The following is a 25621-nucleotide window of genomic DNA, read 5'->3' as shown; positions in this document are numbered from 1 at the left end:
GATTTCTGAACCCGTCCGGTTTCGGGCGCGCCGCCGGCGTCTACTCCCCGCATGACGGGTGATCGTTGACTATGTTTACCGTCGAAGCGGGTGATCGACTCCGGAGGGTGCACATTGCGCGGTCGCAGCGTCAGCACGACGTTGGGAATCGTGCTGACGGTGGCAGCCGTGGTGATCGTGACGGGGTGTTCCGGCCGGAGTTCCAGCGGGGATCTGCGGATCGTGGCCGTCGCCCAGATCGATCAGTCCGGCAAAACCGTCTCCGCGCAGCCGGATCCGCCTGCTCCCGCCGATCCGGCCGGTAGTGGCGACGCCATCTGCCCGCCGTTGTCCATTGCCGTCGCCGGTGCCGTGGACGGGGTGGACTCCGGGCCCGGCGTCGACATCGAGAACGGTATCCAGCTGGCGGTCGACAAACACAACGACGCCAACCCCGGCTGCCAGGTCCAGCTCAAGACCTTCGACACCCAGGGCGATCCCGGCCGGGCCGAGGAGGTCGGTCGGCAGATCGTCAACGACGCCTTCACCATCGGCATGATCGGCCCCGAGCTCTCGCAGGACGCGCAATCCACCGGCGCCATCTTCGACAACGCCGGCATGGTCGCGGTCACGGCCTCGGCGACAGCGGTGGGGTTGGCCGACAACGGCTGGCGCACGTTCTTCCGAGGGCTGGGCAACGATGGTGTCCAGGGCACCGCTGTCGGCAACTACCTGCGGCGCGAATTGGCCAGCGAGCGGGTCTGCGTCGTGGACGACGGCTCCGAGTACGGACTGGGGCTGGCGACCGCGGTCCGCGACACCCTGGGCGGTGCGGCCGATCCGCGCTGTGCTGCCTCATTGCGCGGGGACGACGAACAGTCCATCTCCGACGTGGTGGGCGCCATCCAGTCGCAGAGTCCCGACGCGGTGTTCTTCTCCGGATACGCCGCGCAGGCGGCGACGCTGGTCCGGCAACTCCGCGACGCCGGCGTGACCGCCTCCTTCGTCGGTGGGGACGCCGTGAAGGACGACCAGTTCATCGCCGAAGCCGGTGGGGCAGCGGCGGATTCGGTGCTGTCGTGCTCGTGCGCTCCCGTGCCGGAAAGGTTCGTCGAGGAGTACACCGCGCGCTTCGGCACGGAGCCTGGACCGTTCAGCGCGGGCGGTTACGACCTGGGCACCGTGCTGTTGCGGGGCATCGATTCCGGTGCCATCACCCGCCCGGCGCTGCTGGAGTTCGTGCGCAACTACGACGGTCAGGGTCTGCAGCGCCGCTACCAGTGGACCGACACCGGTGAACTGACCACCACCATGGTGTGGATCTACCGGGTGCAGGAGTAGCGCACGCTCAGCCCAGGTCGTCGACCAGCTTGCGCCCGGCGTGGAACCGTTCGTAGAGCTGCTCGTGATGGCGCAGCCGCACAGGCTCTTTCACCTCGTCGGCGGGCAGGTGCCAGAACATGTCCTTGGCGTGGTGTGTCTCGTACAAACCGGGTTGCGCATCGCGGTCGGCCAGCACATTGATCACCGCCGGCTTCCCGGACATGAGCGCGCGCTCGAGCGCAGCGGGGAACTGCCCTGGTGACTCGACCCGCTCGCCGTGGCAGCCGATCAGCTCCCACATCTGTTCGTAGGGCATGTCGCGGGTTACGTCGAAACCCCCGCGGGCATTGGGGCCGAGCACCGAGTAGTCGTCGCCATAGGCGTAGAGCTCGAGCCCACCGCACAGGGCGCTGTTGTTGTAGACCACGAACACCACGGGGATGCCGTAGCGGACCGCGACCTCGATGTCGCCGCCGCCCAGGCCGATTCCGCCGTCACCGAGGACCGACACCACCGGACGGTAGCCGCGGGCCACCGACGCACCGATCGCCATGCCGATCCCGTGCCCGAACGCCGCCGACAGCCCGGCATCCATCACCTGGCCGGTGACGGTCGGATCCAGATGCTGCACAACGTATCCGGAGGCGGTGAAGGAATCCAAGATGACCGGAACCTCCGGAGGAAGGCACTGGGCGAGTTCCTGGGAGAACACTGCCGGGTGGATCCGGGAAGTTGTGTCGCGACGGCGGTTGACATCGGCGTCCCTGTCGGCGCGCCACCGAGTTGCGAGCTCCGCCGTGCGCTGCGGCCACGGTCCGGGGCTGCGCCGGCGGCCGGATGTCTCGGTTATCGCATTGAATTGTCTGAGCACCGAACGGATGTCCGCGGTGATCTCGACGGCCGTGGGAAGATTGACACCGATATCGCTGGGGTGCTTGCTGATCTGGATGAAGGTGGCATCGCTCTTCCAATCGCCGAACCCCTCGAAGTAGTTCAGGTGCATGCCGAGTACCACCACCACGTCGGCCTCGGCCAGCACCTGCTTACGGATTGCCGCGGGCACGCCCAGGGGATGTGTCTCCTGCAGCGCGCCGCGGGCGTGGCGACGCAGATTCACCGGCACGGACATGGTCTCGGCGAACGTGCGCAGTTGCTCGGCGGCGCCATCCCAGTGCACGCCGTCACCGGCCAGGATGACGGGACGTTGTGCCGACTCGATCAATTCGAACGCGTGGGTGACGGCGTCGGGGTCACCGTCGAAGGCCGGCGGTCTGCCCACCGGACTGGCGTCTCCGGGCACGTAACCGAGTTGGTCGGTGGCGGCCATCGGCTCGTAATTGAAGACGTCGACGGGGAACTCGAGTGCCACCGGTCCGTAGGGATAGGTCATCGCTTCCCGGAACGCACGCTTGATGAACAGGTCGGCCTGTTCTGGCAGCGTGACACGCTGAAAGTACTTCGTGACCGATGACAGCACCGACTTCGCGTCGGCCTCCTGCGCGGTGTCGCGCCCGTCCTCGCGTAGCTTGTGCCCACCCAGCAACAACACGATCGGGGTGCGCGCGCCGTAGGCCATGTGCATGGCGGTGACGGTGTTGGTCATGCCGGGACCGGCGGTGGCGAATGCGATGCCGGGGCGTCCGGTGGTGCGGGCGTACCCGTCGGCGGCGTGCACCGCGGCCTGCTCGTGGCGCATCTGGAAGATCTCGATGCCTGCCCGGTACGCGAAGTCCTGAATGGGGTTGATGTGTCCGCCGAGGAGGCCGAACATTGCCTCGACACCTTCTCGCTGAAGAGCCCGTACGGCCAGTTCTGCGGGCCAGTTCTTGGGCATGTCGGTGTCCTCTCCGCTGTCATCCACGTGGATGTCCAATGTGCAAATATCAGAAAAGCTGAACAATTGATGGCGCGTTGATCTGGGTCGGTAGCAGTGCTTTCGAGCCACGCTACCGCGAAAGCTGGTCAAGATGCGGAAATCAGGTGATTGACATCACAGGATCGTATGATGATGCTAGACGCTATCCCGAGCGATCGCTCTGTCATCCGCTCCGGGGACGCCGAAGGAGATGCCATGTTGTTGACGCTGGCCGACTACCTCGACCAGGCAGCGGCGAAGAACCCCGACGGGGAAGCCTGGGTGCAGGGCGAGAGGTCGGTGACCTACGGCGACCTTCACCGGCGGTCGGCACTGGTGTCCCGGGCGCTGCAGGCATCGGGTCTGCAGCAGGAGGATCGGTGTGCGTTCCTGCTACGCAACTGCGGCGAGATCGTCGATCTCTGGTTCGGCATGGCCCGCTGCGGTGTGACGGCCGCCCCGGTCAACTTCCGATCGGTGGAACGTGAACTCTGCCACGTGATCGCGGTGTCGGAGCCGTTGATCCTGATCACCGAGACCAGCTTCCTGCCCGTGGTCGCCGCTGCACGTGAGCGCCTCACCGACCGCGCCCTTGAGTACGTCGTCATCGGCCGTCCGGATGAGATCCCGGACTGGGCAGTCCCTTACGACACGTGGCTGACCCGAGGAGGGGGGCGATCCACCGACCGGCGTCCGGTCGATCCGGAGACGCCGTTCTTCCTCGGCTTCACCTCCGGAACCACCGGCGCGCCGAAGGGGGCCCTGGTGTCGCACCGCGGACTCATCCGCAACGGCCTGTCGTTGATCGCCGAATACGGCGCACCCAGCGAGCGTGACCACCGGTTCCTCACGGTCATGCCGATGTTCCATTCGAACAGCACCTGGTTCGGCATCAGCTGCGTCATGGCGGCGGCCACCAACGTGATCGCGCCGGGACCCAGCTTCGATCCCGAGGCCATCCTGGCGACCATCGCCGCGCAACGCATCACCCACACCTCGGTGGTGCCCACCATGCTCAAGCGGCTGGTCGATGTGGGACAGGAACGCGCCAGTGCCCATGACCTGGGGTCCCTGAAGCACTTTCTGTGCGGGTCGGCTCCGATCTCAGCCGCACTCAAAGACGAGGTGGAGAGCCATCTTCGGTGTTCGGTGAACGAGGGTTACGGTGCCACCGAGACCGGCATCGTGTCCTCGCTGCGGCCAGGCGATCCACCCGACAAGAAGTCCTCGGTGGGGCGGCCGGTCATCGGGATGCAGGTGCAGATCCGGGACCCGGACGGAAAGGCCGTGCCGGCGGGCACGGTCGGGGAGGTGTGGGTGCGCGGTGAGTCGGTGCTGCTGACCGCATACCGCGGCCGCCCTGACGCCACCGCCGAGGCACTGCACCCGGACGGCTGGTGCACCGCAGGCGACATGGGCAGCCTCGACAAGGACGGCTACCTGTTCCTGGCCGACCGCAAGAACGATCTGATCATCTCCGGTGGGGAGAACGTCTACCCCTCCGAGGTGGAGAACGTCTTGCTGATGCATCCGGCCGTCGCCGAGGTGGCAGTGGTGGGGCAGGCGGACGCGCACTGGGGTGAGATCGTGCGTGCAGTCGTCGCCTGCAAGCCCGGCGCCCGCTGTGATGTTGCCGATCTGCAGTCGCATTGCCGGCGAGAACTCGCCGGATTCAAGGTGCCTCGTGTCGTCGACCTCGTCGACGAACTCCCCAAGAGCCCCACCGGGAAGATCCTGCGCCGCCTGGTGCGCATCCGTGACAACGCCGAGCAATGAAGGAAACACGATGAAGCGAAAAGTACTGACCGGGCTGATCGCCGGCGCCGTGACCGTCTGTGTGGTGACAGCCTGCGGCGGTTCGGGTGGCGATGACGGTTCCACCACCCTGACGCTGGGATCGGCAGCGGCACCCACCAACGCCATGACACCGGCAGCCGAGCAGTTCAAAGAGGCTGTCGAATCGGGCACCGACGGTCGCGTCCGGGTGACCTTGCAGCTCAACGGGGTGGTGGGGGATGAGTTCACCATGTCGGAGTCCATCCAGCGCGGGACCCTCGACATGGGCATCATCAGCGACTTCGGCCTCAGCGGCGTCGAGCCTGCCGTGTCAGTGGCCGGCCTGCCGTATCTGTTCACCGACATGGATCAGGTCAAGGAGCACTACTACAACGGGTTCCTCGGTGAGTACAGCGCCGGCAAGCTCGCCGAACACGGCATCAGGGTACTGGCATGGGGGGACAACAGCTTTCGCGCACTGTCCAACTCCGTTCGGCCCGTGGAGAACGCCTCGGACATCGAGGGACTGAACCTGCGGGTCACCCAGGTGCCGGTGCTCATCGACTACTTCGAAGCCCTCGGCGCCCGGGTCACTCCTCTGCCCATCACCGAGACCCTCACTTCGCTGCAGCAGGGACTGGTCGACGGTCAGGAGAACGGCGTGAACCTCACCGCAAGCTTCGGTTTCGGGGACGCCCAGGAGTACATGACCATCACCAACCACGCCTACAGCGCTGTCGGATTCGTCATCAACGAGCAGGCTTTCGAGGGTCTGTCGGAAGCCGACCGCCAGGTGGTGCAGGACGCTGCGACCGAGGCCGCAGCCTTCGAGGTGGAGCAGAACATCCAGGATGTGGAGACCAACCGTCAGAAGCTCGAAGACGGCGGAATCGTCTTCAGCGAACTGACTCCCGAGGCCGCCGGCGTCCTGCGTGAGCAGGCCGAGCGGGTCTGGGCCGATTCCGCCGGCAATTTCGACCCCGAGATCATGGAGCAGATTCAGACCACACTCGGTGCGCAGTGACCTCTGAGGTCCTCTTCGGCTCGGCTCCGAAGACATCCGGTGTCCGTCGGGTGGTCTGGCGGATCAGTGCAATCCTGGCCCGGACCGAACTCGCGGTCGCGACGGTGGGCCTGATCCTGCTGGTGGTGCTGATCCTGGTGCAGGCCGGCACCCGCATCGGACTGGATCTGGGCCTGTCCTGGCCCGGCGAAGCCAGTCGATACCTGTTCATCTGGTCGTCGTTCCTCGGTGGGGCAGCCGCGGTGCACTGGAAGGAGGAGATCCGCGTGGACGTCCTGACCCCCATCGTCGAGCGGGTCACCACGCCCGACCGCGCGCCCGGGGTCATCCTCACCGTCCAGCGCACGTCGGCGTTCCTGGCCGCGTGCTTCTTCACCTATCTCGCGATGCTGTGTGTGCAGCAGGTGATGTTCCTGCTCGAGGTCGGCACCGTGTCGGTGGTGATGGGATTGCCGATGTGGACGGTGGGCGCAGCACTGTTGGTGGCCGCCGTCACCAGCGTCTTCCATTATGTCGCGGTGCTGCTCAATGAGCCGCTGGCCGACGAATTGCTCACCAGGGCGGACTCCGCTGAACAGGCGGTGCCGTGAATCCCCTTGCGTTGCTCGGCGTCTTCGTGATCCTGCTGATCGTGGGGTTGGTCCTCAAGGTGCCCTTCGGTGTGACCGTCGGCGGTGCTGCACTGACTACCTTGCTGATCGCGGGCACCGATGTCCGCGAGGTACCGCAGGTCGCAACGGTGGCCTTGGACAGTTTCCCGCTGCTGGCCATCCCCGGCTTCGTCCTGGCCGGGATGTTGATGGCCCGCGGCGGGGTGTCCGCGGCCATCGTGCGGTTCGCCGCGGCGTTCGTGGGGCATCTGCGGGGCAGCATCGGGGCCATCGCGGTAACGGCGTCGGCGTTGTTCGGCACGGTGTGCGGTTCTTCCATCGCGACCATTGCCGCCGTCGGCGGTTTCATGATGCCGGAGATGGACAAGGCCGGTTACGACCGTCGTTACAGCGCCGCCCTCATCGGGGCAGCAGGTTTCATCGGGATTCTCATCCCGCCGAGTGTGCCGGGGATTCTCTACGCGGTCACCGCGGGTCTGTCGATCGCCGACGTCTGGTTGTCCACTGTGGCACCGGCTTTGGCGCTCATCGTCTTGTTCTGCATCGTCAACTACTTCCAGAGTCGCCGCGCCCACGATCGCACCGCCCGGCCTCCGGTGGCCGAATACGTCGCGGGTATCGGCCGGGCCTCCTGGCGGGTGCTGCCCGCGCTGGGAATGCCGGTACTGATCTTCGGCGGCATCTACGGTGGTCTGTTCACGCCCACCGAGGCAGCCGGGGTCACCGCGCTCTACGGTCTGCTGGTCTCGGTATTCGTCTACCGGGGCATCAAGGCCCGCGGGCTCTGGGGACTGTTCCAGAGCGCCGCGCTGATGAGCGCCATTCTCTCGGTGCTCATCTCGTTCGCCAGTGTGGCGGGCCGGATGGTGACCAATCTGCAGATCCCGGCCTCGCTGAGCGCATTCGTCAGCGAGAACATCGGCAGCCCACTGCTGTTCCTGCTCATCACCAACATCGTCCTGTTGCTGATCGGGATGTTCTTCGAGACCAACACCAGCATCCTGGTGCTCACCCCCATCTTCGCAACCGTCGCTACATCCATGGGCATCGAACCGCTGCACTTCGCGGCCATCATGCTGCTGAACCTCGAGATCGGAATGATCACACCGCCATTCGCCGGAAACCTCTTCCTGTCCTGCCGGTTGGCCGGCGTCCGTCTCGACCAGGTGGTCAAACCGTTGGTTCCCTTTTATCTGGCCGCGCTGGCGGTTCTGATCGTGACCACGCTGTGGCCGACATTCAGTATGTGGTTGCCGGAAATCGTCGGATGACCACCGACAGAGATGACCTGATGGCGGCGTTCGCGGCCGTGGTGGCCGCGTCTGGTCGGGTGCGTGACGCCCTGGTCGGTGTCAGCGGTGACGCGAAGGTGTTGCGGGAATGTGCGCACGAGCTCGACCGGGTCGCCGACCGGCTGGTGGACTCGGCGCTCGACCCCGGGGAGCCGGACGCCGTCGCCGCGCTCACGGTCGACCCGCGATACGGGATCCGGGACCGCGGCCTGACACCGCGGCACACCATCACCGGTGGCGACGGTGAGCAACTGTTCGGCGTCACCACCATCGAGCGTCACTTCGACGGCGTCGGCGCGGTGCACGGGGGCGCCATCGCCCTTCTCTTCGACGATCTTCTGGGACGCCTGGCCAATGCGGCGCCCCGGTCCATGGCGCGAACCGCGTACCTGCACCTCGACTTCCGTCACCCGGTGCCCTGGGGTAGGCAACTGCAGTTCTTCTGCCGCGTTGCCGCCGTCGAGGGCCGTAAGCGTTTCCTGGAGGGTGAGCTGACGCTCGACGGGCAGGCGCTGGCCGGTGCGGGCGGTCTGTGGGTCGAGCTCAGGCCTTCTGCGCCGGTGTGCGGTAGCGCGCGATGAGACCCGCCTTCGCCAATTTGCCGGTCGGGGTGCGGGGCAACTCGTCGACGAACTCGACGCGACGTGGCATCTTGTAGCGCGCCAGGCGGGTGCCGAGGTGGTCGAGGATGCGCTGTTCGAGTTCGCCGTCGGCCACCGAACCTGGTGCGGGGATGACGAAGGCGGCGACCGTCTCGCCGAGGTCGTCGTCGGGCACCCCGATCACCGCGACGTCGTACACCTCGGGATGCAGTGCCAGTTCGTCCTCGATCTCCTGCGGGTAGATGTTGACACCGCCGGAGATGATCATGAAGGCGGCCCGGTCGGTGAGATAGAGAAAGCCGTCTTCGTCGACGTAACCGATATCGCCTGGGGTGCTCCAGCTCTCGTGCTCGGGGTGCTGCGCCTTGCGGGTGCGTTCCGGGTCGTCGTGGTAGACGAACGGCACCTCGTCGCGGGCGAAGTAGATGGTGCCGGTGGACCCGGGCGGCAGCTCCGCCCCGTCTGCGTCACAGATCTTGATCTCGCCGAGCACCGGACGTCCCACCGAGCCCGGGTGTGTCAGCCAGTCCCGGCTGGAGATCATGGTGATGCCGGCAGCCTCCTGCGAGGCGTAATACTCTTCGAGGACCGGGCCCCACCATTCGATCATCGCGCGCTTCACCTCGACCGGGCACGGGGCCGAGGCGTGAACGGCGCACCGCATGGAGCCCACGTCGTACCGATCTCGAACCACCTTGGGCAGTTTCAGCATTCGGACGAACATCGTGGGCACCCACTGGCTGTGTGTGCACCGGTGACGATCTATCGCCGCCAGTGCGGTCTCGGCGTCGAACCGTTCGAGTACCACCACCGTGCCCCCCAGGGCGAGCACCACGATGGCAAAGCGCAGCGGACCGCCGTGATACAGCGGTGCGGGGGACAGGTAGACGGTATCGGTGGCGAAGCCGTAGCGCGGGCCGAACGAGGTCACCATCGGGTCACCCGGTTCGTGCACCTCGCGGTCGGGCAGTGCCGGCCGGATGCCCTTGGGAATGCCGCCGGTGGTCCCCGAGGAGTACAGCATGTCGGCACCGCGCGGCTGATGTGCCAGTGGTTCGGCTGACACACCGGCAAGCTCATCGTCATAGTCGGCGCACCCGTCCACGACGCCTCCGAAGGACAGTCGGACCTCCAGGGTGGGCGTGCCGCACGCCAGCGCGGCGGCCAACGCGCTGCAATCGGCCGAGGCGATGAGTGCGCGCGGCCGGCAGTTCGCCATCACTGCCAAGCCCTCGTCAGCGCCCAGGTGGAAGTTCAGCGCCGTGACGTAGAGCCCACTGCGCACCGCGGCCCAGTACACGATCAGGCACATCGCGTGGTTGGGGGAGACCAGTACGACTCCGTCTCCGATCCGCAGGCCCGACTGGTGCAGGTACCGGGCCAATCGTGCCGACTCGCGCTCCAGTTCGGCGTAGGTGGTGACCTCGCCCGAACCGTTCATGACGATCGCGGGGTGGTCAGGGCGCACAGCTGCGTGATGTCCGGGGTACATGCGACGTTCAGCGCCGGGCGGTGTCGAAGGTGCTGGGCAACAACGGAACCCGATGGCCGATCTGGGCCAGTGCCGTCTCGGTGGGCAGCGCGTCGACCACGGCCGCGCGAGCGGCGGCCAACGCGCGCGGAGTGCCGACCAGGGTCACGGCCACCACGTGGCCACGGTCGGAGGTCAGCACCACCGCGCCGTCGTCGGGGGTGGACAGCGTGAGGTGCTCTTCGCCCAGGTGCGGATCGCCGACCACCTGCACCTTGGTGTCCGCCTGATCGGTCCACATGTAGGCCGGACCCACCGTGGGAAACGGCATCTCGTCGTCGGCCTCGGATGTGCCGGCTCGCGCGGTGATCACCGCGGCCACCACCTCGGCGTGCTCGATGGCCAGCGTCCAGTGTTGTCCTCGGGTGCGCACGCCGGTGCCCGGGTCGGCCCAGGCGGCGCTGTCGCCGACGGCGTAGAGCGCCGAGGTGCCGATGACCCGGCCGTCGCTGTCGCACGCCAGGCCCTGTTCGAGGTTCGCCTGCAGCATCGGCTGGTCGGTTTCCGGGGCGCCCAGCAGCCAGTCGAGTGCCGGGCGCGCGCCGACGGCGATCACTGCGTGATCGCCGGTGATCCGGGTGCCGTCGTCCAGTTCGAGATGTATCCCGGTGTCGTCGGCGAGCCATTGTTCTGCCCACCTGCCGGTGTGCACCCGTACGCCGAGCTCGCGGTGCCGGGCGGTCAGCAGGGTCCCTCCGACGGGCCCCAGCGCCCGGGTGAATGCGCCAGGCTGGGCGTCGACCAGGTCGACCTCGAGCCCCGCCCGGCGTGCCGCTGAGGCAACCTCGCCGCCGATGAGGCCCGCCCCGACGATGAGCAGACGGGTCGCGGTGTCGAACGCGGCCCGCAGGCGCAGGACATCGTCGAGGTTGTTCACCACGTGCACCCGCGGATCGCGCGGTTGATCGGCGAGTCGGTGGGGCAGTGATCCGGTGGCCAACACCACAAAATCGGCGCTCACGGCCTCCCCGTCAGCGAGCCGGACACTGTTGGGGCCCAGGCCCACCGCACAGGCGCCGAGTCGCAGGTCGATGCCGAGCTCGTCGAGCTGGTCAGGTCCGATCAGCCGGGCCTGCTCGGCATGCCAGGTCCCGTTGAGGATCTGCTTGGTCAGCGGCGGACGGTCGTAGGGCAGCCTCGCCTCCTCGCTCAGGAGCACCACCTCGCCGGCGAATCCGCGGCGGCGCAGGGCGGTGGCGGTACGGACACCGGCCACACCCGCACCAACGATCACGACGCGCAACGGGCGGAACAGTTGAGGCTCGTCCATGTGAGCTCCCCTCGGGGTGTGGGCTCGATGTGACTGCGATCACGCACACGGTACGTCCGAACGCACGCTCGGTCAAACACGGAAAGCTGCGAGTTCAGGTGGTTGACCGAGCGTGCGTTCGGGTGTTTTGATGCTGGGGTCGTTCCCGATACCCGGAGGCCCCCATGACGCAGACGAGCGGTCCGCGCCTGCTCGACGAGGTCAGTCTCACCTCGCCCGAGTTGGCCATCGACCCGTTCCCCTACTTCGAGTCGCTGGTGGAAGACGCTCCGGTGCTGTGGAACACCACGATGAAGGCGTGGCTGGTCTCCCGTTACGACGACGTGAGTACCGCGCTGCGCGATCAGGCTTTCGGGTCTGACCGGGTGGGTCCCTACCTGGCCAGCCGGGTACCCGCCCAGGACCGTCGGCGTTTCGAGAGGATGTTCGACATCCTGGCCAGCTGGATGGTCTTCATGGGCCCGCCCGACCACACCCGGCTGCGTGGTCTGGTGCACAAGTCGTTCACGCCCCGCCGGATCAGGTTGCTGCAGGGCAAGGCCGACGAGATCGCGCAGGGTCTCGCCAACACGGTCAAACGCCGACTCGACGACGGCGAGACCGTGGATCTCATGGCTGACTACTGCGTTCCTTTCCCCGGGCAGATGATTGCCGAGATGTTCGGTGTGCCAGTCGAAGACGGTGTGCGATTGAAGGGGTGGGCCGAGGAACTGGGTCTGTTCATCAACGGGGCACTGGCCGATCCGCAGCGTAATGAGCGCGTGGCCGCGGCCATGGCCGAGTTCGAGGACTATCTGATGGAACTGGTTCTCCAGTACCGCAGACAGCCCGCCGACAACATTCTGTCGGGGTTGGTCGAAGCCAGCGACGATGCCGACGGAACGCTGTCCGAACTCGAGCTCATCGGCACCTGCATGCTGATCCTCGACGCCGGCTACAAGACCGTGCAGAACGCCATGGCGAACGCTCTGCTGACGCTGATGTCCTCGCCGCAGGACTGGCGGCGGCTGGGCTCGGACCCCACGGTGGCCGGTGCGGCGGTGGAGGAGTGTCTGCGGTTCCTCGGGCCGGGCAACGTGATCGTGCGTCGGGCCGCCACCGACATCGAACTCGGCGGTCAGCAGATCGAGAAGGGCAGCCGGGTCTATCTGCTGACCGGCGCCGCCAACCGCGATCCCAGGCGCTTCGACGATCCGCAGTCGTTCGTCATCGACCGAAAACCCAATCCGCACCTGATGTTCGGGCAGGGCATCCACTTCTGCCTCGGCACTGCGCTGGCCCGGATGGAGCTGACCTCGGGGCTGACAACGCTGACCAGGACCATCGATCCGCCCGTGCTGGCCGTGGGGGAGAGGGACCTGGCCTGGCACCGGGTGCTGATCTTGCACGGGGTCGAAGCCCTGCCGGTCAATCGCAGGCCGGCGCCATGACGGGCGAGGGGGCGGTCCGGGTCGACGTGGATGCCGGCACGTGCGTCGGGTCCACCTGGTGCACCACCGTCGCAGCCCGCACCTTCGTGATGGGGCCCGACGGCAAGGCCCATGTGGCCAGCCTCGACGGTGTCGACATCGAGGAGTTACAGGAAGCCGAAGACAGCTGCCCGGTGAGCGCGATCAGGGTGACCGGCCCACCGACCGATGAAGGAGCCTGACAGCACATGACGTTCCCGAACCGCATCACGGGCTACGCGTACTACGTGCCGGCCAACGTCCTGTCCCGAGCCACCGTCGCCGCAGCATTGGGTGCTGCCGGTGGCGGTCGCGGGGCACGCGCCGTGGCGAGCTACGACGAAGATCCCATCACCATGGCGGTGGCCGCGCTGCGCAAGTTGCCCGCGCCGCAACGGCAGGGGCCGCTCTACTTCGCCACGTCATCCCCGCCGTTCTTCGACAAGTCCAACGCGACGGTGGTGCACGCTGCCACCGGTAGCGACGACTGGCGGATGACGGCCGACTTCGGCGGTCTCCGAGGAGGTTTCGCCGCCCTGGTGACGGCGGCGGCCACCGGCGGGGTCGCGGCCATTGGGGACCAACGCTCCGGACGGGCCGGCTCCGCCGACGAGGTGGACGGAGGCGACGGCGCCGCTGCGTTCGCGTTCGCCCCGGACGGGGACGCGGTGGCAGAGATCATCGGGACCGCATCAGTGTCGCTGGAACTGATGGATCTGTGGCGCGTGCCGGGAGCTCCATTCGGTCAGACCGCCGAGGAACGCTTCTCCCAGCACGTCCTCGGTGAGGCGGTCCTTCAGGCCGTGGCCGAAGTCGGCAAGGCCAGTGGTTTCACCGATACGCCCACCGAGACCGTGGTCGCCGCACCCAGCCGCCGATTCTCCGGCGCCACAGCCGCTTCGGTGGGGGCCACCGGCGGGGGCGACACCCAGAACGGGCATCGCGACGCGGTGGGCTTCTGCGGAGCTGCTGACGTCGGTCTCCTGCTGGCGCGGGCGTTGGACGCCGCGTCCACGGGCGACGTCATCCTGGTGCTCCACGTCGGCGGTGGAGTGGACGCCATGTTGGTCCGCGCACTCGTCGACGGGCCGGGGTCGGCCAGTCTCGCCGGACGGCGCGAGATCAGCTACCCGAGTTATCTGACCTGGCGGGGACTGCTGGAACGCGAGCCGACCCGTCGTCCCGAGCGACCCGGTGCTGCGGCCGCGCCGGCCCACCGCAACGTGGACTGGAAGTTCGGTCTGACGGGCAGTCGGTGCCGCGCGTGCGGCAAGGTGTACCTGCCCGCACACCGGGTCTGCGGCGCCTGCGGTTCCGTCGACGACACCGAGGCCTATTCCGTCGCCGATCGCCGCGGCACCGTCGTGTCCCTGAGCACCGATGCCGTCTCCGACAGCCCGGCGCCGCCGGCACTGGCGGCCGTGGTGGACTTCGATGGCGGCGGACGCATCATGATGGAAGTGGCCGACGCGACGGCCGACGACCTGACACTGGGCAGTCCGGTGGAGATGACCTTCCGGCGCACGTATGCGGTTCGGGGCACACCCAACTACTTCTGGAAAGCACGCCCGGCAGCGGGCGGGGAGGAGACAGCGTCATGAGCGGCAGCCTGCGGGACAGGATCGCCATCGTCGGGATGGGATGTACCAAGTTCGGCGAGAACTGGGATTCCTCGGCCGACGACATGATGATCGACGCGGTGCACCGGGCGTTGTCCTCGGTGGAGGGTCTGGCCAAGTCGGACGTGGAGGCCTTCTGGTTCTCCACCTTGTCCACCGGTCATTCGGGGCTGCCGCTGGCGAAGGCGCTCAAGGTGGAGGCGCCGGTCACCCGGGTGGAGAACTTCTGCGCCAGCGGATCGGAGGCCTTTCGCAACGCAGCGTTCGCCGTCGCGGCCGGGGTGTATGACGTGGCCATGGCCGTGGGTGTCGAAAAGCTCAAGGACAGTGGGTTTTCCGGACTCACCTTGGCCGAGGCGCCCAGTGACAACACCGCCGCCGAGATCAGCAACCCGGCGGCCTACGCGATGCTGCCCGCGGCCTACTCCGAACACTACGGCGTGGATTCGGACAAGTTGCGCGAAGCCCTGACCCACATCGCGTGGAAGAACCACAGCAACGGCGCCCGCAACGAGCTGGCGCAGTACACCTCGGAGGTGCCGAAGGAGAAGATCGCCCGGGCACCGCGGGTGGCCGGCGACCTCAGTGTCTTCGACTGCTCCGGGGTGGCTGACGGCGCGGCGGCGGCCATCATCGTGCGGGCCGAGGACGCCTACCGCTACACCGACCGGCCCATCTTTCTCAAAGGGATGTCGCTGCATGCCGGGAGCAGCGACGGCATGGCCACCGCAGGGCATCAGCACGTCAGCTTTCCCGAGGTGATCGCGTGTGCGGCTGAGGCGTACGGTCAGGCCGGGGTCAGTGATCCGGCCACCCAGATCTCGATGGCGGAGGTGCACGACTGCTTCACACCCACCGAAATGATCCTGCTGGAAGACCTGGGATTCTCCGAACGCGGACAGGCGTGGCGCGACGTCCTCGACGGTCGCTACGACCTGACCGGCGCCCTGCCGGTCAATCCCGATGGCGGGCTCAAGTCATTCGGGCACCCGGTCGGCGCCAGTGGGCTGCGGATGATCTACGAGCTGTGGCTGCAGTTCCGCGGTGAGGCGGGCAGCCGCCAGTTGCCCGAACCCCGATTGGGACTGGCGCACAACATGGGTGGGTTGCCCGGCGAGTTCATCTCGTTCATCTCCATCTTCGGTCCCACGCTCGACGCGGAACCCGCCCGATGAGACAGGTGCACAACGTGCTCGTGGTGGGTTCGGGACTGATGGGCAGCGGCATAGCCCAGGTTGCGGCCCAGTCCGGGTTCGAGGTCACACTGATCGACACCTCCGAGAGCGCCCTGGCAGCCGCCGACGCCCGGATCCAGGACAGCCTGGCCCGGCTGCAGCGTTCGGGGAGGATCACCGATGATGTCGCCGACACCGCCCGCGACAACCTGACCCTGGATCTGGACCTCGACGCCGCGGCGCAACGGGCCGACTTCGTGATCGAGGCCATCGTCGAGGACCTGACGCCCAAACAACAGCTCTTCGAACGTCTCGGAAAGCTGTGTGCCGAGGATGTGGTGTTGGGCACCAACACCTCGCAGTTCCGCATCGAGAGCGTCGGTCAGCACTGCCTGCGCCCCGAGCGCGTGATCGGGGTGCACTGGTCGAATCCGCCTCCGCTGATGATGCTGGTCGAGATCATCCTCGCCCCGGCCACGTCGAGGGCCACCCTGGAAGCCACCCAGCGATATCTGGAGTCCAACAACCGGCAATTCGTGGTGTGTCGCAAGGACGTTCCGGGCTTCATCTCCAATCGGATGAGCACCGCGCTCTTCATGGAGGCCGCCCGGCTGGTCGACGAGGGAATAGCCAGCCCGGCCGAGGTCGACGCCGTCGCGCAGCTCATGTACGGCCACAAGATGGGGCCCATCGCCACGCTGGATCTCGCCGGGCTCGACACCGCACTGAAGGTCTCCACGGCACTGTCGGAGCATTACGGCGGTGACCGGTTCACCCCGCCGCCGTTGCTGGCCGATCTGGTGGCACAGGGGCGGTACGGTCAGAAGTCCGGCGGCGGTTTCTACGCAGCCGCAGAGGAGGACAGGAGGGCCGGCCATGAAACCACAGGGTGAGGACCGGGTGCTCATAGCCGCCGCGGATCAGTTCGCGGAATCCGGCTTCGCCGCCGCCACCGTCCGCCAGATCGCGGAGCGGTGCGGCATGTCCACGGGCAGCCTCTTCAACAGGTTCGCCTCCAAGCGTGAGCTGCTTGTGGCCGCGGTGGCGGAGGGCACCGTCCGTCCTGATGCGCACGTCCGGGCGCGGCTGCAGAGTGTCACCGATCCGCTGGAACGGCTACGGGTCCTGGTGGTGGCACATCTCGAGGCGCTGCACGGCGATTCGCGTCCGTTCGTGACGGTGGCACTGCGCGAATTCCACCGCCTCGACGCCGATGAGCGGCAACGGGTGGTGCGAATCCGCGACGCCTTCGAACAGCTGTGGCAGAGCGTCATCGACGACGCGGTGGACGCCGGTCTGGTGTCCGACGATCCGCTGCTGCGGTTGTTCCTGCTGGGCGCGGTGAACCACTCTCTGCAGTGGTACCGACCCGGCGCTGGTCTGTCGGTGGAGGAGCTCGGATCCCGTTTCGTGGCCATGGCCGTCCAAGGCGCAGGGGTGCCCGCCTGGAGCGGGCAGCGAACCGAGTTCCAGCTCTCGGAGGGCGGGCTGTGAGCGGCGGGATCCGGCTCGACGGCCGCCGCGCTGTGGTGACCGGCGGTGCCAAGGGCATCGGCGCCGCGATCAGCAGACAGTACGCCGCCGCGGGAGCTCGGGTCGCGGTGTGGGGACGTGATCGCGTTGCCCTCGACGCCATGGCCGAGGAGATCGGCGGTGTCGCGGTGGTCTGTGACGTCACCTCGTCCGACTCGGTCCAGGCCGCGGCCGCGACCACCAATGAGATGCTGGGCGGCATCGATGTCCTGGTGGCCAACGCGGGCAGGCCGGGTGAAGGGGTGCGCTACGACGAGGTGGACGAAGCCACCTGGGACGACGTCATCAACACCAATCTGACCGGGCCATGGCGGTGCGTCACCGCGTGTGTGCCGGGCTTCAAGGAGCAGCGGCACGGCAAGATCATCCTGGTCTCCTCGCTCGGCGCCGTCGCCGGAATGTCGCGGGCCCCGGCCTATTCCGCCGCCAAGACCGGGCTTCTGGGCTTGTCGCGCAGCACCGCCGCGGCATTGGCCCGCTACAACGTCCAGTGCAACGCCGTGCTGCCGGGATGGGTCGAAACCGAGATGACAGTGCCTGAGCTCGGCAACGACGACATCCGGCCACGGTTGGCCGAGCGAAGCATCGCGCGCCGTCACGCCCAGCCGGACGAGATCGCCGGCATCTGCGTGTATCTCGCGTCCTCGGCTTCCGACTTCCACACCGCTGACGCGATCCGCGTCGACGGTGGCTATCTCATGGCGGTGTGAGTATGACCGAACTGTCGCTCGCCGACGCCCGGTCCGTCGCCGATCGTGCCCTGCAGGATGCTGCCTCCCAGGGGGTGGCGATCAGCGTGGCCGTCGTCGACCAGCACGGCAACCTGGTGTTTTTTGCCCGTCAGCCGGGCAGCACGCTCGGCAGCGTGTTGTCCTCGCAGGCAAAGGCTCTCACGTCCGCATCATTTGGCTTCGACACCGCCGATCTCGTCGCGCTCGTCCAACCGGGGCAGCCGCTGTACGGTCTGCACACCGCCGCCGGGGAAGGCCGGACATTCACTCCGCTTCCGGGCGCGGTGGCGCTGCGGGATTCCGACAATAGGCTGCTCGGGGCCGTGGGCATCGGTGGCGCGCCGGCGCCGGAACTGGACCACGCCCTGGCGCGGTCGGCCGCCGATCAGCTCATCGGCGGCACTCCACCAGATTGAGCGCGAATTCCGCGTATTGGGCGGCGATCTGCTCGGCGTTCAGCCGACCGCCCTCGGTGAACCAGCGGGCCAGTCCGACGCACATGTCCTGCACCGCCAGCGCAGCCTCCTCCGGGTTCTGAGTGCCGAACGCGCCGCTGGCGCAGCCCTGCAGCACCTGGGCTTTGAACAGGTGCTGGACGGCGCGGCCGCGGGTGCGCACCCGTTCGGCGGCCTCGCCGGTGAGTCCGCGGGCCTCTCCCGCGGCGACGATGCCGAGCTTGGCGCGGTGGGCGTGGAACAGCGCCATGCATTCGACCAGGTTGGTGAACCGCTCGACGGACGAGCCGCCGGCCGCAATGGCGCGCCCGCACCGATCGAGCACATCGTCGAGCGTGAGGTCCAGCAGTGCTGCCAGCAGTTGTTCCTTGCCGCTGTAGTAGTGGTAGATGCCGGGCACGGACATGTTGGCCCGGTCCGCGAGCTCACGCATGGTGGTGGCGTGATAGCCGACCTCGCTGAAGTGCTCCAACGCGGCCCGCAGCGGCTGCTCCAGCACCAGGGGTTCGAAGCGTCGCCAGTCCTGCGCGTGGTCGCTGTCGTCGGCGCGAACGCGCACCGCCGGTGCGGCGCCTGCGGGGTTGAGCAGGGTGTCCACCGGCGTGTTCAGCAGCGCAGCCACTTCGGCGATCCGTACGGCGCTGATCCCGGTGCGCCCGTTCTCGATCGCGCTGACGGTGGCCGGGCTGACGTGCAGATGGTCGGCAAGGTCCCGCACGGTCAGGCCGGCCTCGGTGCGCAGGGCGCGGATCCGCCCGCCGAGGTCACTGAGCTTGGGATCGGCGGCCATGATCGACAAGCTGGTCCGCCTGCCCCGGTGTGTTGTTCATGAGGCGATCAGTCCAGTGACCGCAGTCGCGACAGTGCACCGGCCCAGCCCTGGGTCAGGCACCACCGATCCGACGATGCTGTGATGATGCGGCAGCCGTGATCCAGCCAGCGCCGGGCTCCGGCTGCGACGTGAGGTACCTCGTCGAACAGCACAGCGACCGTCTCGACCCCAGCGGCTGCTGCCGTCTTCGTCACTGCCGCAAGCGCGTCCACCACCTCGGGATGGTCGACGTCCCCACCGTGGCCCATGGCCACCGAGAGGTCGAACGGGCCGAGCACGACGGCGTGCAGACCGGTCTCGACGATCTGGGCGATGGCCGAAACCGCCTCGGGTGTCTCGATCAGACCCCACACCATCACCTCGTCAGCGGCCCAGGCCCGGTACTGCGCCCAGGGCAGGGCCCCGTGCGCGGTGGCCTGCACGGTCGGGCAGCCACCCCGGGTACCGGCGGGCGCGTACTGCGCGGCTGCAACCACCCGGCGCGCGTCATCGGCACTGCGCAGCTCGGGTGCCAGCACCCCGTGGGCGCCGGCGTCGAGTAGGTGGCTGACCAGACGGGGGGAGCACTCGGGCAGCCTCACCACCGCAGATACGTTGTGGCCGTTGACCGCACGGATCAGATCGGCTGCCTCGCCGATGGAGTGCGCGCCGTGCTGCATGTCGATGACCACGAAGTCGTAGCCGGTGGCCGCCGCGGCCTCGGCAGCCTCGACGCTTCGGGTTTGCACCCAAGTACCCCAGGCCGGACGCCCGGCGCCCAGTGCCGCGCGAACCTGGTTGGGCCTCACAGGTGCACCACCGGTGTCACGCCCGCTGCCGCGGTGTTGCCCAGGACGCCATGCCATGCCTGCTGCAGCGCCTCCGGCCCGGCAACCTGTTCGACGTGTACCGACCGGGCCAGGGCGGGTAGCGCGGCTCGGTAGTCCTCGCTGAAGCGCGTATGCAGAATCCCGGGCCCCCAGTCCTGTCCGCGGCGCTTGAGGTGATCGGGAGCGAACCAGAACTCGGGTGCCGACGTCGAACCGGCGGACGGAAGTCCCTCGTGATGTGTAAGGCCCACCACGACCTCCCGCACCAGACTGGCACCGAGGCCGGCCCGCAGGCCGGCGCGCAGAACAGCACTGCCGGCCAGGTCGACGTACAGACTGGTGCCTACCGGGGTCAGGGCGTCCACGTCGTCGTAGCCGATCACCTCGTCGTAGACCCCGAGGTCGGTGACATAGTCGCGGTTGGCGGGTGAGGTCAGGCCGATGGTTCGCGGGCGGCGGTCGTTGCGGGCCAACAGGTAGGCGGCGCCGAATGCGGTCTTGCTCGACGCCGACGAGATCACCACCCGATCCACCCCCAACGCGTCGCTGTCGCTCAACCAGTCCGCCAGGGCCCACGAGGTGATGAAAAGCGGACGGAACACCACCTGCAGGTCCTCACGATCAGGCGGGAACCAGCCGCGATCATGAGTGGTGGCCAGATAGTTGCTGTAGGACGGTGGCAGCTCATCGCGGACCCCGCCGACATCACGAAAGCGGCCCTCGGTCACCAACTGCGGCGTGACCACCGCGTGACTGGCCGATGGCACGAACCCGTAGAACCGTGTTCCCGGCTCGATACCGCGGGTCTCGCTGGCCACGACGTCGGCGAACCCCCACATCGGGCTCACCCCCCACGTCGTGTCGCCGGTGGGGAAGAAGTCGAAATAGCGCAGGGACTCGCCGAGTTCGGCGTACGCGGTGGTGTTGGCGGTGACCGCCACCAGGCTGGTGCGCAACACCGCCTGCCCTGCACCGGCTTCCGGAACCTCGGCGTCGCGGAGCTCGGTCCGGCCGGGGTCGGTGCGGTCGATGCACAGCTGCCAGCCGTTCACCTGGTCACCACCAGCCCGGCCGCCACCCGGTCCCAGGTGCCGGCCTGCACGCCGCGGTCACGCAACACGACCTTGCGTACCTTCTGTGTGGCAGTCATCGGAAGTTCCTCCAGCAGTTCGACATAACGGGGCACGGCGAAGTACGGCATCCGCCCTTCGCAGAACCGGACCAGGTCGGCGGGGTGCAGGTCGTGCCCCGGCGCCACGACCACGGCCAGTAGCACGTCGTAATCGCCGACGTCGGACGGCACTGCGACAGCCGCACATTGGACGACAGCCGGATGGCGGGCGGCCACCGCTTCGATCTCGGCCGAGGAGATGTTCTCCCCGCGCACCCGGATCGAGTCCCCCAACCGGTCGCAGAAGTGCAGCCGTCCCGCCGAATCCAGGAACCCGGCGTCGCCGGTGTGGAACCACAGGTTGCGCCAGGCCTTGATGGTGGCCTCGGGCCGGTTCCAGTAGCCGCGCATGAACCCGTCGGCGACGCACGGCCGCAGCAGGATCTCGCCGATCTCGCCGGCAGGTAGCGCCACGTCGGTGTCGGGATCGGCGATCATCAGTTCGAAGGTGGCCATCGGCGTACCGCTGCTGCCGGCGACCAGCGGCTCGTCGTGGCGGCGGAATGCCACCATGCCGACGTCGGTCAGTCCGTACCCGTCGATGCAGGTGACTCCGAAGCGCTGCTCGAAGTCCCCGACGATCGCCGCCGGTGCCGGAATGGTCTGCACGATGCGCAGCGGGTTGTCCGCGTCATCGGACCGGGCCGGCTGCCGATGCACGAACTCACTCATCACCCCCAGGGTGTTGGTGACGGTGGCGCCGACCGAGCGCACCTGGTCCAGCCACCGAGAGGCGCTGAACTCCGGCCAGATCGACACCCGCGCGCCGACCAGCAGCGGCGCCAGCACCTGCAGGATCTGGGCGTTGCTGTGGAACAGCGGCATGCAACAGAAGAACACGTCGTCACCGGTGGCCCCGGTGGCTTCGAGATAGTTGGCTGCGGTGACGCAGCCCTGGCCGTAGGTGAACATGATGCCTTTGGCCGCCCCGGTGGTGCCCGAGGTGTAGTAGATCGCGGACAGGTCGCCGGGTGCGGCCGGACGCAGCGTGTCGACCGGGGTGGCGGCGGCCAGGTCTGTGATCGGCACCATCCGCAGCCCAGCCGGCATCGGCCCGGTCCCACCCACCACCACGAGGGTGTCCAGCTCCGGCGGCAGGGTGATCTCGGCCAGGTACGGCAGGTGGTCGGTGTCGATGACGAGCACCCGTGCCTGCGCGTCGGTGAGGACGTGCTGTAGGAACGCACCGCGCAGGAAGGTGTTCACCGGAACCTCGAGGGCGCCGATGGCATTGCAGGCGAACCAGATCCGTACCAGGTCCAGACTGTTGGGCAGCATCATCAACACGGTGTCGCCGGCGTCGACACCCAGTCCGGCGAGGCCGCCGGCGTACCGGCGCACCTCGTCGTACACCTGGGCGTAACCCAACGGCTCGTGGTCGGTCCACTGCAGGAACGGCCTGTCGCCGGCATGGCTGGCCTGCTCTTCGAGCGCCTGGGTCAGGGTGCGCACGTCAGCGGCGCGCTTCCTCGACCGCGGCCAGCAGGCTGTCGATGGTCTCACCGCCGAACGTGTCACGAGCCTGGTCGTAGATGGGCTGGACGCTGTCGCGCCACACCTGGAAATCGGCGTCGGAGAGCTGGATCACCTCGATCTGGCCGGCGAGTTCGTCAAGAGCGGCCTGGTTCTCGCCTCGCACGGTGTCGCGTTGCGCCAAACTGGCTTTCTCGGCCTCTTCCTGCAAGATGGTCTGTTGCTCGGGGGCCAGGCCGCCCCAGATCATCTGCGAGACGCAGAACACCGCCGTGGCGTAGGTGTACCGATTGTCGGTGAAATACGGCTGTACTTCGGCGAAGTTCGAGTCCCGGAACAGGGTGACGCCGTTCTCCTGGCCGTCGACGGTGCCCTGTTCCAGGGCGGTGTACAGCTCGGGGAAGGGGATCGCGGTGGGTTGAGCGTTCCACAGGTTGAAGATCTGGATCAGCTGATCTGAGCTGGGCACCCGGATCTTGAGGTTGGCCACGTCGGCGGGGGTGCGCACCGGCCTGACCCGGTTGCTCAGCGCCCGGAAACCGTTCTCGACGAATTCGAGGCCGTGAATGCCGTTCTGTGCCAGCGTTTCCTTGTCGTATTCCGCGATGAAGCCGTCGCCGTAGAACAGGGCGTCGGCTTCTTCCTCGTTGCTCACCAGGTAGGGCAAGTTGCCCAGCTGCACCCGGTGGCCGAAGCCGCTGGAACCCTGGCTGAGGATGGCTGCTTCCTGCGTGCCTCCGTTCAGTGCGGTGGCCATCTCCTCGTCACTGCCGATCTGACCGCCCGGAAAGACATTGATGGTGATGGAGCCACCGGAGCGTTCCGCCACTGCGGCAGCGAAAGCATCAGCGGCGTTGTCGATCTCGGAATCTTCGGGGAACACGTGACCGAGGTTCATGCTGACCGCTGGGCCGGCAGCCGCTGCGCCGTCTCCGCCCCCGCCCGGCGCCCCGCCGCCTCCTCCACATGCGGTCAGCGCGACGGCGAGCATTCCCGCCACGGCGGCTGATCCCACACCGCGTCCGTTGATGTTCATGAGTTCATCTCCTGTGTAGGTGGGCTGATTTAGCGGAAGAAGAGGACCATGTCGGGGAACATGTTCACCAGGATGAGCACCGGCAGGGCCGCGCAGCCGAGGAAGATCAACGTCGGCCTCGTCATCCGGGTGAACGACGCGCCGCACACCTTGGCGGCGACGAAGAGGTTGGGCGCCATGGGCGGCATCGACAGCGAGATGCCCATGTTGACCACCATGATGGCGCCGAAATGCACAGGGTCGATCCCCAGTTCGGTGGCGATGGGCACCAGCAGGGGAGCCAGGATGATGATCGTGGTGTTCTCTTCGACGAACAGGGCCACCGCGGCCACCACGACGTTGGCCAGGATGAGGAAAACGGCGGCGCTGGAAGCATATTCGGCCACGAATGCCGCCAGTTCGGCGTTGACCCGCGACAGCGTGAGCCATCGTGAGAACAGGGTGCCCGCAGCCAGGATGATCAGCAGTCCCGCGGTGGTCACCGCTGCGGTACGCAGCGTCCTGGCGAAGCCGGGCACGGTCAGCGACCGGTAGACGACGAAACCCAGCAACATCGCGGCCACACACGACACTGCACCGGCCTCGGTGGGTGTGAAGACGCCACCGTAGATGCCACCGAGGATCAGCACGGGAAGTAGCAGAGCCGGCACCGCAGGCGGCAGGGTCTTGCGGATCCGGCGTTGTTCTCGCTGTGCGGTGTCGAGCTGGGTGTCGCGCAGGATGCCGGGCATGCGTCGCACCAGAACCAGATGCACCACGGTCAACATCACGATCAGCAACAGCCCGGCGCTGATCCCCGACAGGAACAGCTCACCGATCGAGGTGTTGGTGGCGATACCGTAGACCACCATCGGAATACTCGGCGGCAGAAGGATTCCCAGGGTTCCCGATACCGCTGTCAGCGCTCCGATGTAGGGCGCCGGGTAACCGTTGGTGCGCATCTCCGGAGACAGGATCGACCCCATCGCGGACACGGTGGCCACCGACGATCCCGAGATCGCACCGAACACGGCACTGGCGTAGATCATCGTCAACCCGGCGCCACCTTTGATCCAGCCGGTGAAGGAGCTGACGAAGCGCACCAGGCGGGTGGAGATCCCGGAATCCTTCATCAGGACCCCAGCCAGCAGGAAGAACGGCACGGCCATCAGCGGGAACGAGTCCATGCCGCCGAACATGATCGCCGGGACGGACTGCAGGCTCTGGTTCAGGGAGTCCAGACCGATGACGGAAGCCAGCCCGAAGGCGGCGAACACTGCGACACCCGCCAGCAGGAACAGCACGGCCAGCAGGATGGGTATGGCGATGAGCATCGGAATCCTCGTCTACGTCGTCGGCCGGGGTGTCAGGGCTTGACCGTCTGGTTGTCCGTCGACCCGGGTGGCGTGCCGACAAGGACGTCCAGTTCGTTGTGCAGTCCGTCGTCGGGGACGTCGGCGGCGCCCAGCAGCCTGCGGATCAGGACGCAAGCGCACACCACAGCTGCGAGTGCGGCACCGATGAAGACCGGCAGCCGCGACCAGAAGATCCGCAGACCCAGCGCGGGCGAGACCTGTTGGGAGTACCAGAGAACGCTGACGAATTCGAATGCCAGGGCGGTCAGCACGGTGAGGAAGACCAGTTCGACCGCCAGCGCGATGCGTGCGATCCATTCGCGCAGCGCAGCGTTCGGGATCAGCTCGTTGGCGACGTCGAGTTTGATGTGTTCGGAGTATCTGGCCAGCACGGGCAGGCCGAGGAACACCATGGTGACCATGGCCAGCCGTGCGAGTTCTTCCGGCCCACCGACCAGGAAGTGGATCCAGTAGCGGCCCACCACCTGCAGCGTGACCGCGACCAGCATCACCAGCAGCGTTGTCCCGATCAACCAGGCGCACACGCGCGCGATCCACGTGCTGGTGAGGTCCAGTGCCCGGTCGAGCCTCGGCAGCCGTGGGGCAGTGGCTTCGGAGTTGGGCGTCGCCGTCAAGTCCCGGGTCCTTCCGACAGAACGATCACTCGGTATTGGGGTGCTGATCCTGACACTCCCATGCCGGTTCTGTGGTGTCAATCACCAAATAGCGCCCAAATATGCCG

24 protein-coding genes are annotated in these 25621 nt (G+C 67.3%); 14 read left to right on the top strand and 10 right to left on the bottom strand.

What is annotated here, in order from left to right; translation table 11 throughout:
* Positions 1-114: 114 nt before the first annotated feature.
* On the top strand, positions 115-1320 hold the full coding sequence (locus G6N58_RS26200; RefSeq protein ID WP_276016876.1) for a branched-chain amino acid ABC transporter substrate-binding protein: 1206 nt from the start codon (positions 115-117) through the stop codon (positions 1318-1320).
* Positions 1321-1327: 7 nt separating this feature from the next.
* Here G6N58_RS26200 and G6N58_RS26195 read toward each other — a convergent pair whose 3' ends face one another.
* Positions 1328-3163, bottom strand: coding sequence for a thiamine pyrophosphate-binding protein (locus G6N58_RS26195; RefSeq protein ID WP_147289422.1), 1836 nt, complete (start codon positions 3161-3163; stop codon positions 1328-1330).
* Between the two features lie 210 nt (positions 3164-3373).
* Here G6N58_RS26195 and G6N58_RS26190 point away from each other — a divergent pair, with 210 nt between their 5' ends.
* From G6N58_RS26190 to G6N58_RS26170, 5 genes are read left to right on the top strand one after another with little or no spacing between them, the layout of a single operon-like run.
* Positions 3374-4933, top strand: a complete 1560-nt coding sequence (locus G6N58_RS26190; protein ID WP_163908433.1) for a class I adenylate-forming enzyme family protein — start codon at positions 3374-3376, stop codon at positions 4931-4933.
* A gap of 10 nt (positions 4934-4943) precedes the next feature.
* Complete coding sequence (locus G6N58_RS26185) at positions 4944-5957, top strand: TRAP transporter substrate-binding protein (protein WP_163908431.1); 1014 nt, start codon at positions 4944-4946, stop codon at positions 5955-5957.
* Positions 5954-6547, top strand: a complete 594-nt coding sequence (locus G6N58_RS26180; protein ID WP_163908429.1) for a TRAP transporter small permease — start codon at positions 5954-5956, stop codon at positions 6545-6547. Before G6N58_RS26185 ends, G6N58_RS26180 begins: the two co-directional genes overlap by 4 nt.
* Positions 6544-7839, top strand: a complete 1296-nt coding sequence (locus G6N58_RS26175) for a TRAP transporter large permease (RefSeq protein ID WP_115280901.1) — start codon at positions 6544-6546, stop codon at positions 7837-7839. Before G6N58_RS26180 ends, G6N58_RS26175 begins: the two co-directional genes overlap by 4 nt.
* Positions 7836-8441 (top strand): PaaI family thioesterase, encoded by a 606-nt coding sequence (locus tag G6N58_RS26170; protein WP_232068011.1) that lies wholly within the window; start codon positions 7836-7838, stop codon positions 8439-8441. Before G6N58_RS26175 ends, G6N58_RS26170 begins: the two co-directional genes overlap by 4 nt.
* On the opposite strand, the gene G6N58_RS26165 is transcribed toward G6N58_RS26170, so the two are convergent.
* Positions 8404-9954 (bottom strand): acyl-CoA synthetase, encoded by a 1551-nt coding sequence (locus G6N58_RS26165; protein WP_115280902.1) that lies wholly within the window; start codon positions 9952-9954, stop codon positions 8404-8406. The genes G6N58_RS26170 and G6N58_RS26165 overlap by 38 nt on opposite strands.
* 7 nt (positions 9955-9961) lie before the next feature.
* Complete coding sequence (locus G6N58_RS26160; RefSeq protein ID WP_115280903.1) at positions 9962-11263, bottom strand: NAD(P)/FAD-dependent oxidoreductase; 1302 nt, start codon at positions 11261-11263, stop codon at positions 9962-9964.
* A gap of 164 nt (positions 11264-11427) precedes the next feature.
* Between G6N58_RS26160 and G6N58_RS26155 the strand changes: the two genes are divergently transcribed.
* From G6N58_RS26155 to G6N58_RS26120, 8 genes are read left to right on the top strand one after another with little or no spacing between them, the layout of a single operon-like run.
* A complete protein-coding gene (locus tag G6N58_RS26155; RefSeq protein ID WP_115280904.1) occupies positions 11428-12693 on the top strand; it encodes a cytochrome P450 in 1266 nt (421 codons plus the stop codon).
* Entirely contained in the window at positions 12690-12914 is a 225-nt protein-coding gene (locus tag G6N58_RS26150; protein WP_115280905.1) for a ferredoxin, read from the top strand. Before G6N58_RS26155 ends, G6N58_RS26150 begins: the two co-directional genes overlap by 4 nt.
* 6 nt (positions 12915-12920) lie before the next feature.
* Positions 12921-14312 carry an OB-fold domain-containing protein gene (locus tag G6N58_RS26145; RefSeq protein ID WP_115280906.1) on the top strand — a complete coding sequence of 464 codons (1392 nt, stop codon included), beginning with the start codon at positions 12921-12923 and terminating at the stop codon, positions 14310-14312.
* Complete coding sequence (locus G6N58_RS26140; protein ID WP_115280907.1) at positions 14309-15505, top strand: acetyl-CoA acetyltransferase; 1197 nt, start codon at positions 14309-14311, stop codon at positions 15503-15505. The genes G6N58_RS26145 and G6N58_RS26140 overlap by 4 nt, the downstream gene beginning before the upstream one ends.
* A complete protein-coding gene (locus tag G6N58_RS26135; RefSeq protein ID WP_115280908.1) occupies positions 15502-16398 on the top strand; it encodes a 3-hydroxyacyl-CoA dehydrogenase family protein in 897 nt (298 codons plus the stop codon). Before G6N58_RS26140 ends, G6N58_RS26135 begins: the two co-directional genes overlap by 4 nt.
* Positions 16382-16999 carry a TetR/AcrR family transcriptional regulator gene (locus tag G6N58_RS26130; RefSeq protein WP_115280909.1) on the top strand — a complete coding sequence of 206 codons (618 nt, stop codon included), beginning with the start codon at positions 16382-16384 and terminating at the stop codon, positions 16997-16999. The genes G6N58_RS26135 and G6N58_RS26130 overlap by 17 nt, the downstream gene beginning before the upstream one ends.
* On the top strand, positions 16996-17748 hold the full coding sequence (locus G6N58_RS26125) for an SDR family NAD(P)-dependent oxidoreductase (protein ID WP_163908427.1): 753 nt from the start codon (positions 16996-16998) through the stop codon (positions 17746-17748). The genes G6N58_RS26130 and G6N58_RS26125 overlap by 4 nt, the downstream gene beginning before the upstream one ends.
* A gap of 2 nt (positions 17749-17750) precedes the next feature.
* Positions 17751-18185 carry a GlcG/HbpS family heme-binding protein gene (locus G6N58_RS26120; protein WP_115280910.1) on the top strand — a complete coding sequence of 145 codons (435 nt, stop codon included), beginning with the start codon at positions 17751-17753 and terminating at the stop codon, positions 18183-18185.
* Here G6N58_RS26120 and G6N58_RS26115 read toward each other — a convergent pair.
* Genes G6N58_RS26115 through G6N58_RS26085 form a run of 7 tightly spaced genes read right to left on the bottom strand, consistent with a single transcriptional unit; the run spans position 18160 to position 25514 of the window.
* On the bottom strand, positions 18160-19014 hold the full coding sequence (locus tag G6N58_RS26115; protein WP_115280911.1) for a TetR-type transcription factor C-terminal domain-containing protein: 855 nt from the start codon (positions 19012-19014) through the stop codon (positions 18160-18162). The genes G6N58_RS26120 and G6N58_RS26115 overlap by 26 nt on opposite strands.
* Positions 19015-19061: 47 nt before the next feature.
* On the bottom strand, positions 19062-19784 hold the full coding sequence (locus G6N58_RS26110; RefSeq protein WP_163908426.1) for an HpcH/HpaI aldolase family protein: 723 nt from the start codon (positions 19782-19784) through the stop codon (positions 19062-19064).
* Between the two features lie 56 nt (positions 19785-19840).
* The gene (locus tag G6N58_RS26105) at positions 19841-20917 is read right to left on the bottom strand and encodes a DUF2855 family protein (RefSeq protein ID WP_163908424.1); all 1077 of its coding nucleotides are present in this window, start codon (positions 20915-20917) and stop codon (positions 19841-19843) included.
* Positions 20914-22488, bottom strand: coding sequence for an AMP-binding protein (locus G6N58_RS26100; protein ID WP_115280914.1), 1575 nt, complete (start codon positions 22486-22488; stop codon positions 20914-20916). The genes G6N58_RS26105 and G6N58_RS26100 overlap by 4 nt, the downstream gene beginning before the upstream one ends.
* A gap of 1 nt (position 22489) precedes the next feature.
* Positions 22490-23545, bottom strand: a complete 1056-nt coding sequence (locus tag G6N58_RS26095) for a TRAP transporter substrate-binding protein (protein WP_115280915.1) — start codon at positions 23543-23545, stop codon at positions 22490-22492.
* 29 nt (positions 23546-23574) lie between these two features.
* Positions 23575-24858, bottom strand: a complete 1284-nt coding sequence (locus G6N58_RS26090; RefSeq protein ID WP_115280916.1) for a TRAP transporter large permease — start codon at positions 24856-24858, stop codon at positions 23575-23577.
* A gap of 32 nt (positions 24859-24890) precedes the next feature.
* Positions 24891-25514: a TRAP transporter small permease gene (locus G6N58_RS26085; protein ID WP_115280917.1), complete on the bottom strand. Its 624-nt coding sequence runs from the start codon at positions 25512-25514 to the stop codon at positions 24891-24893.
* Positions 25515-25621 lie beyond the last annotated feature (107 nt).

The organism is Mycolicibacterium tokaiense (assembly GCF_010725885.1).
GTDB lineage: Bacteria > Actinomycetota > Actinomycetes > Mycobacteriales > Mycobacteriaceae > Mycobacterium > Mycobacterium tokaiense.
This window is presented reverse-complemented; position numbering and strand designations above follow the sequence as displayed.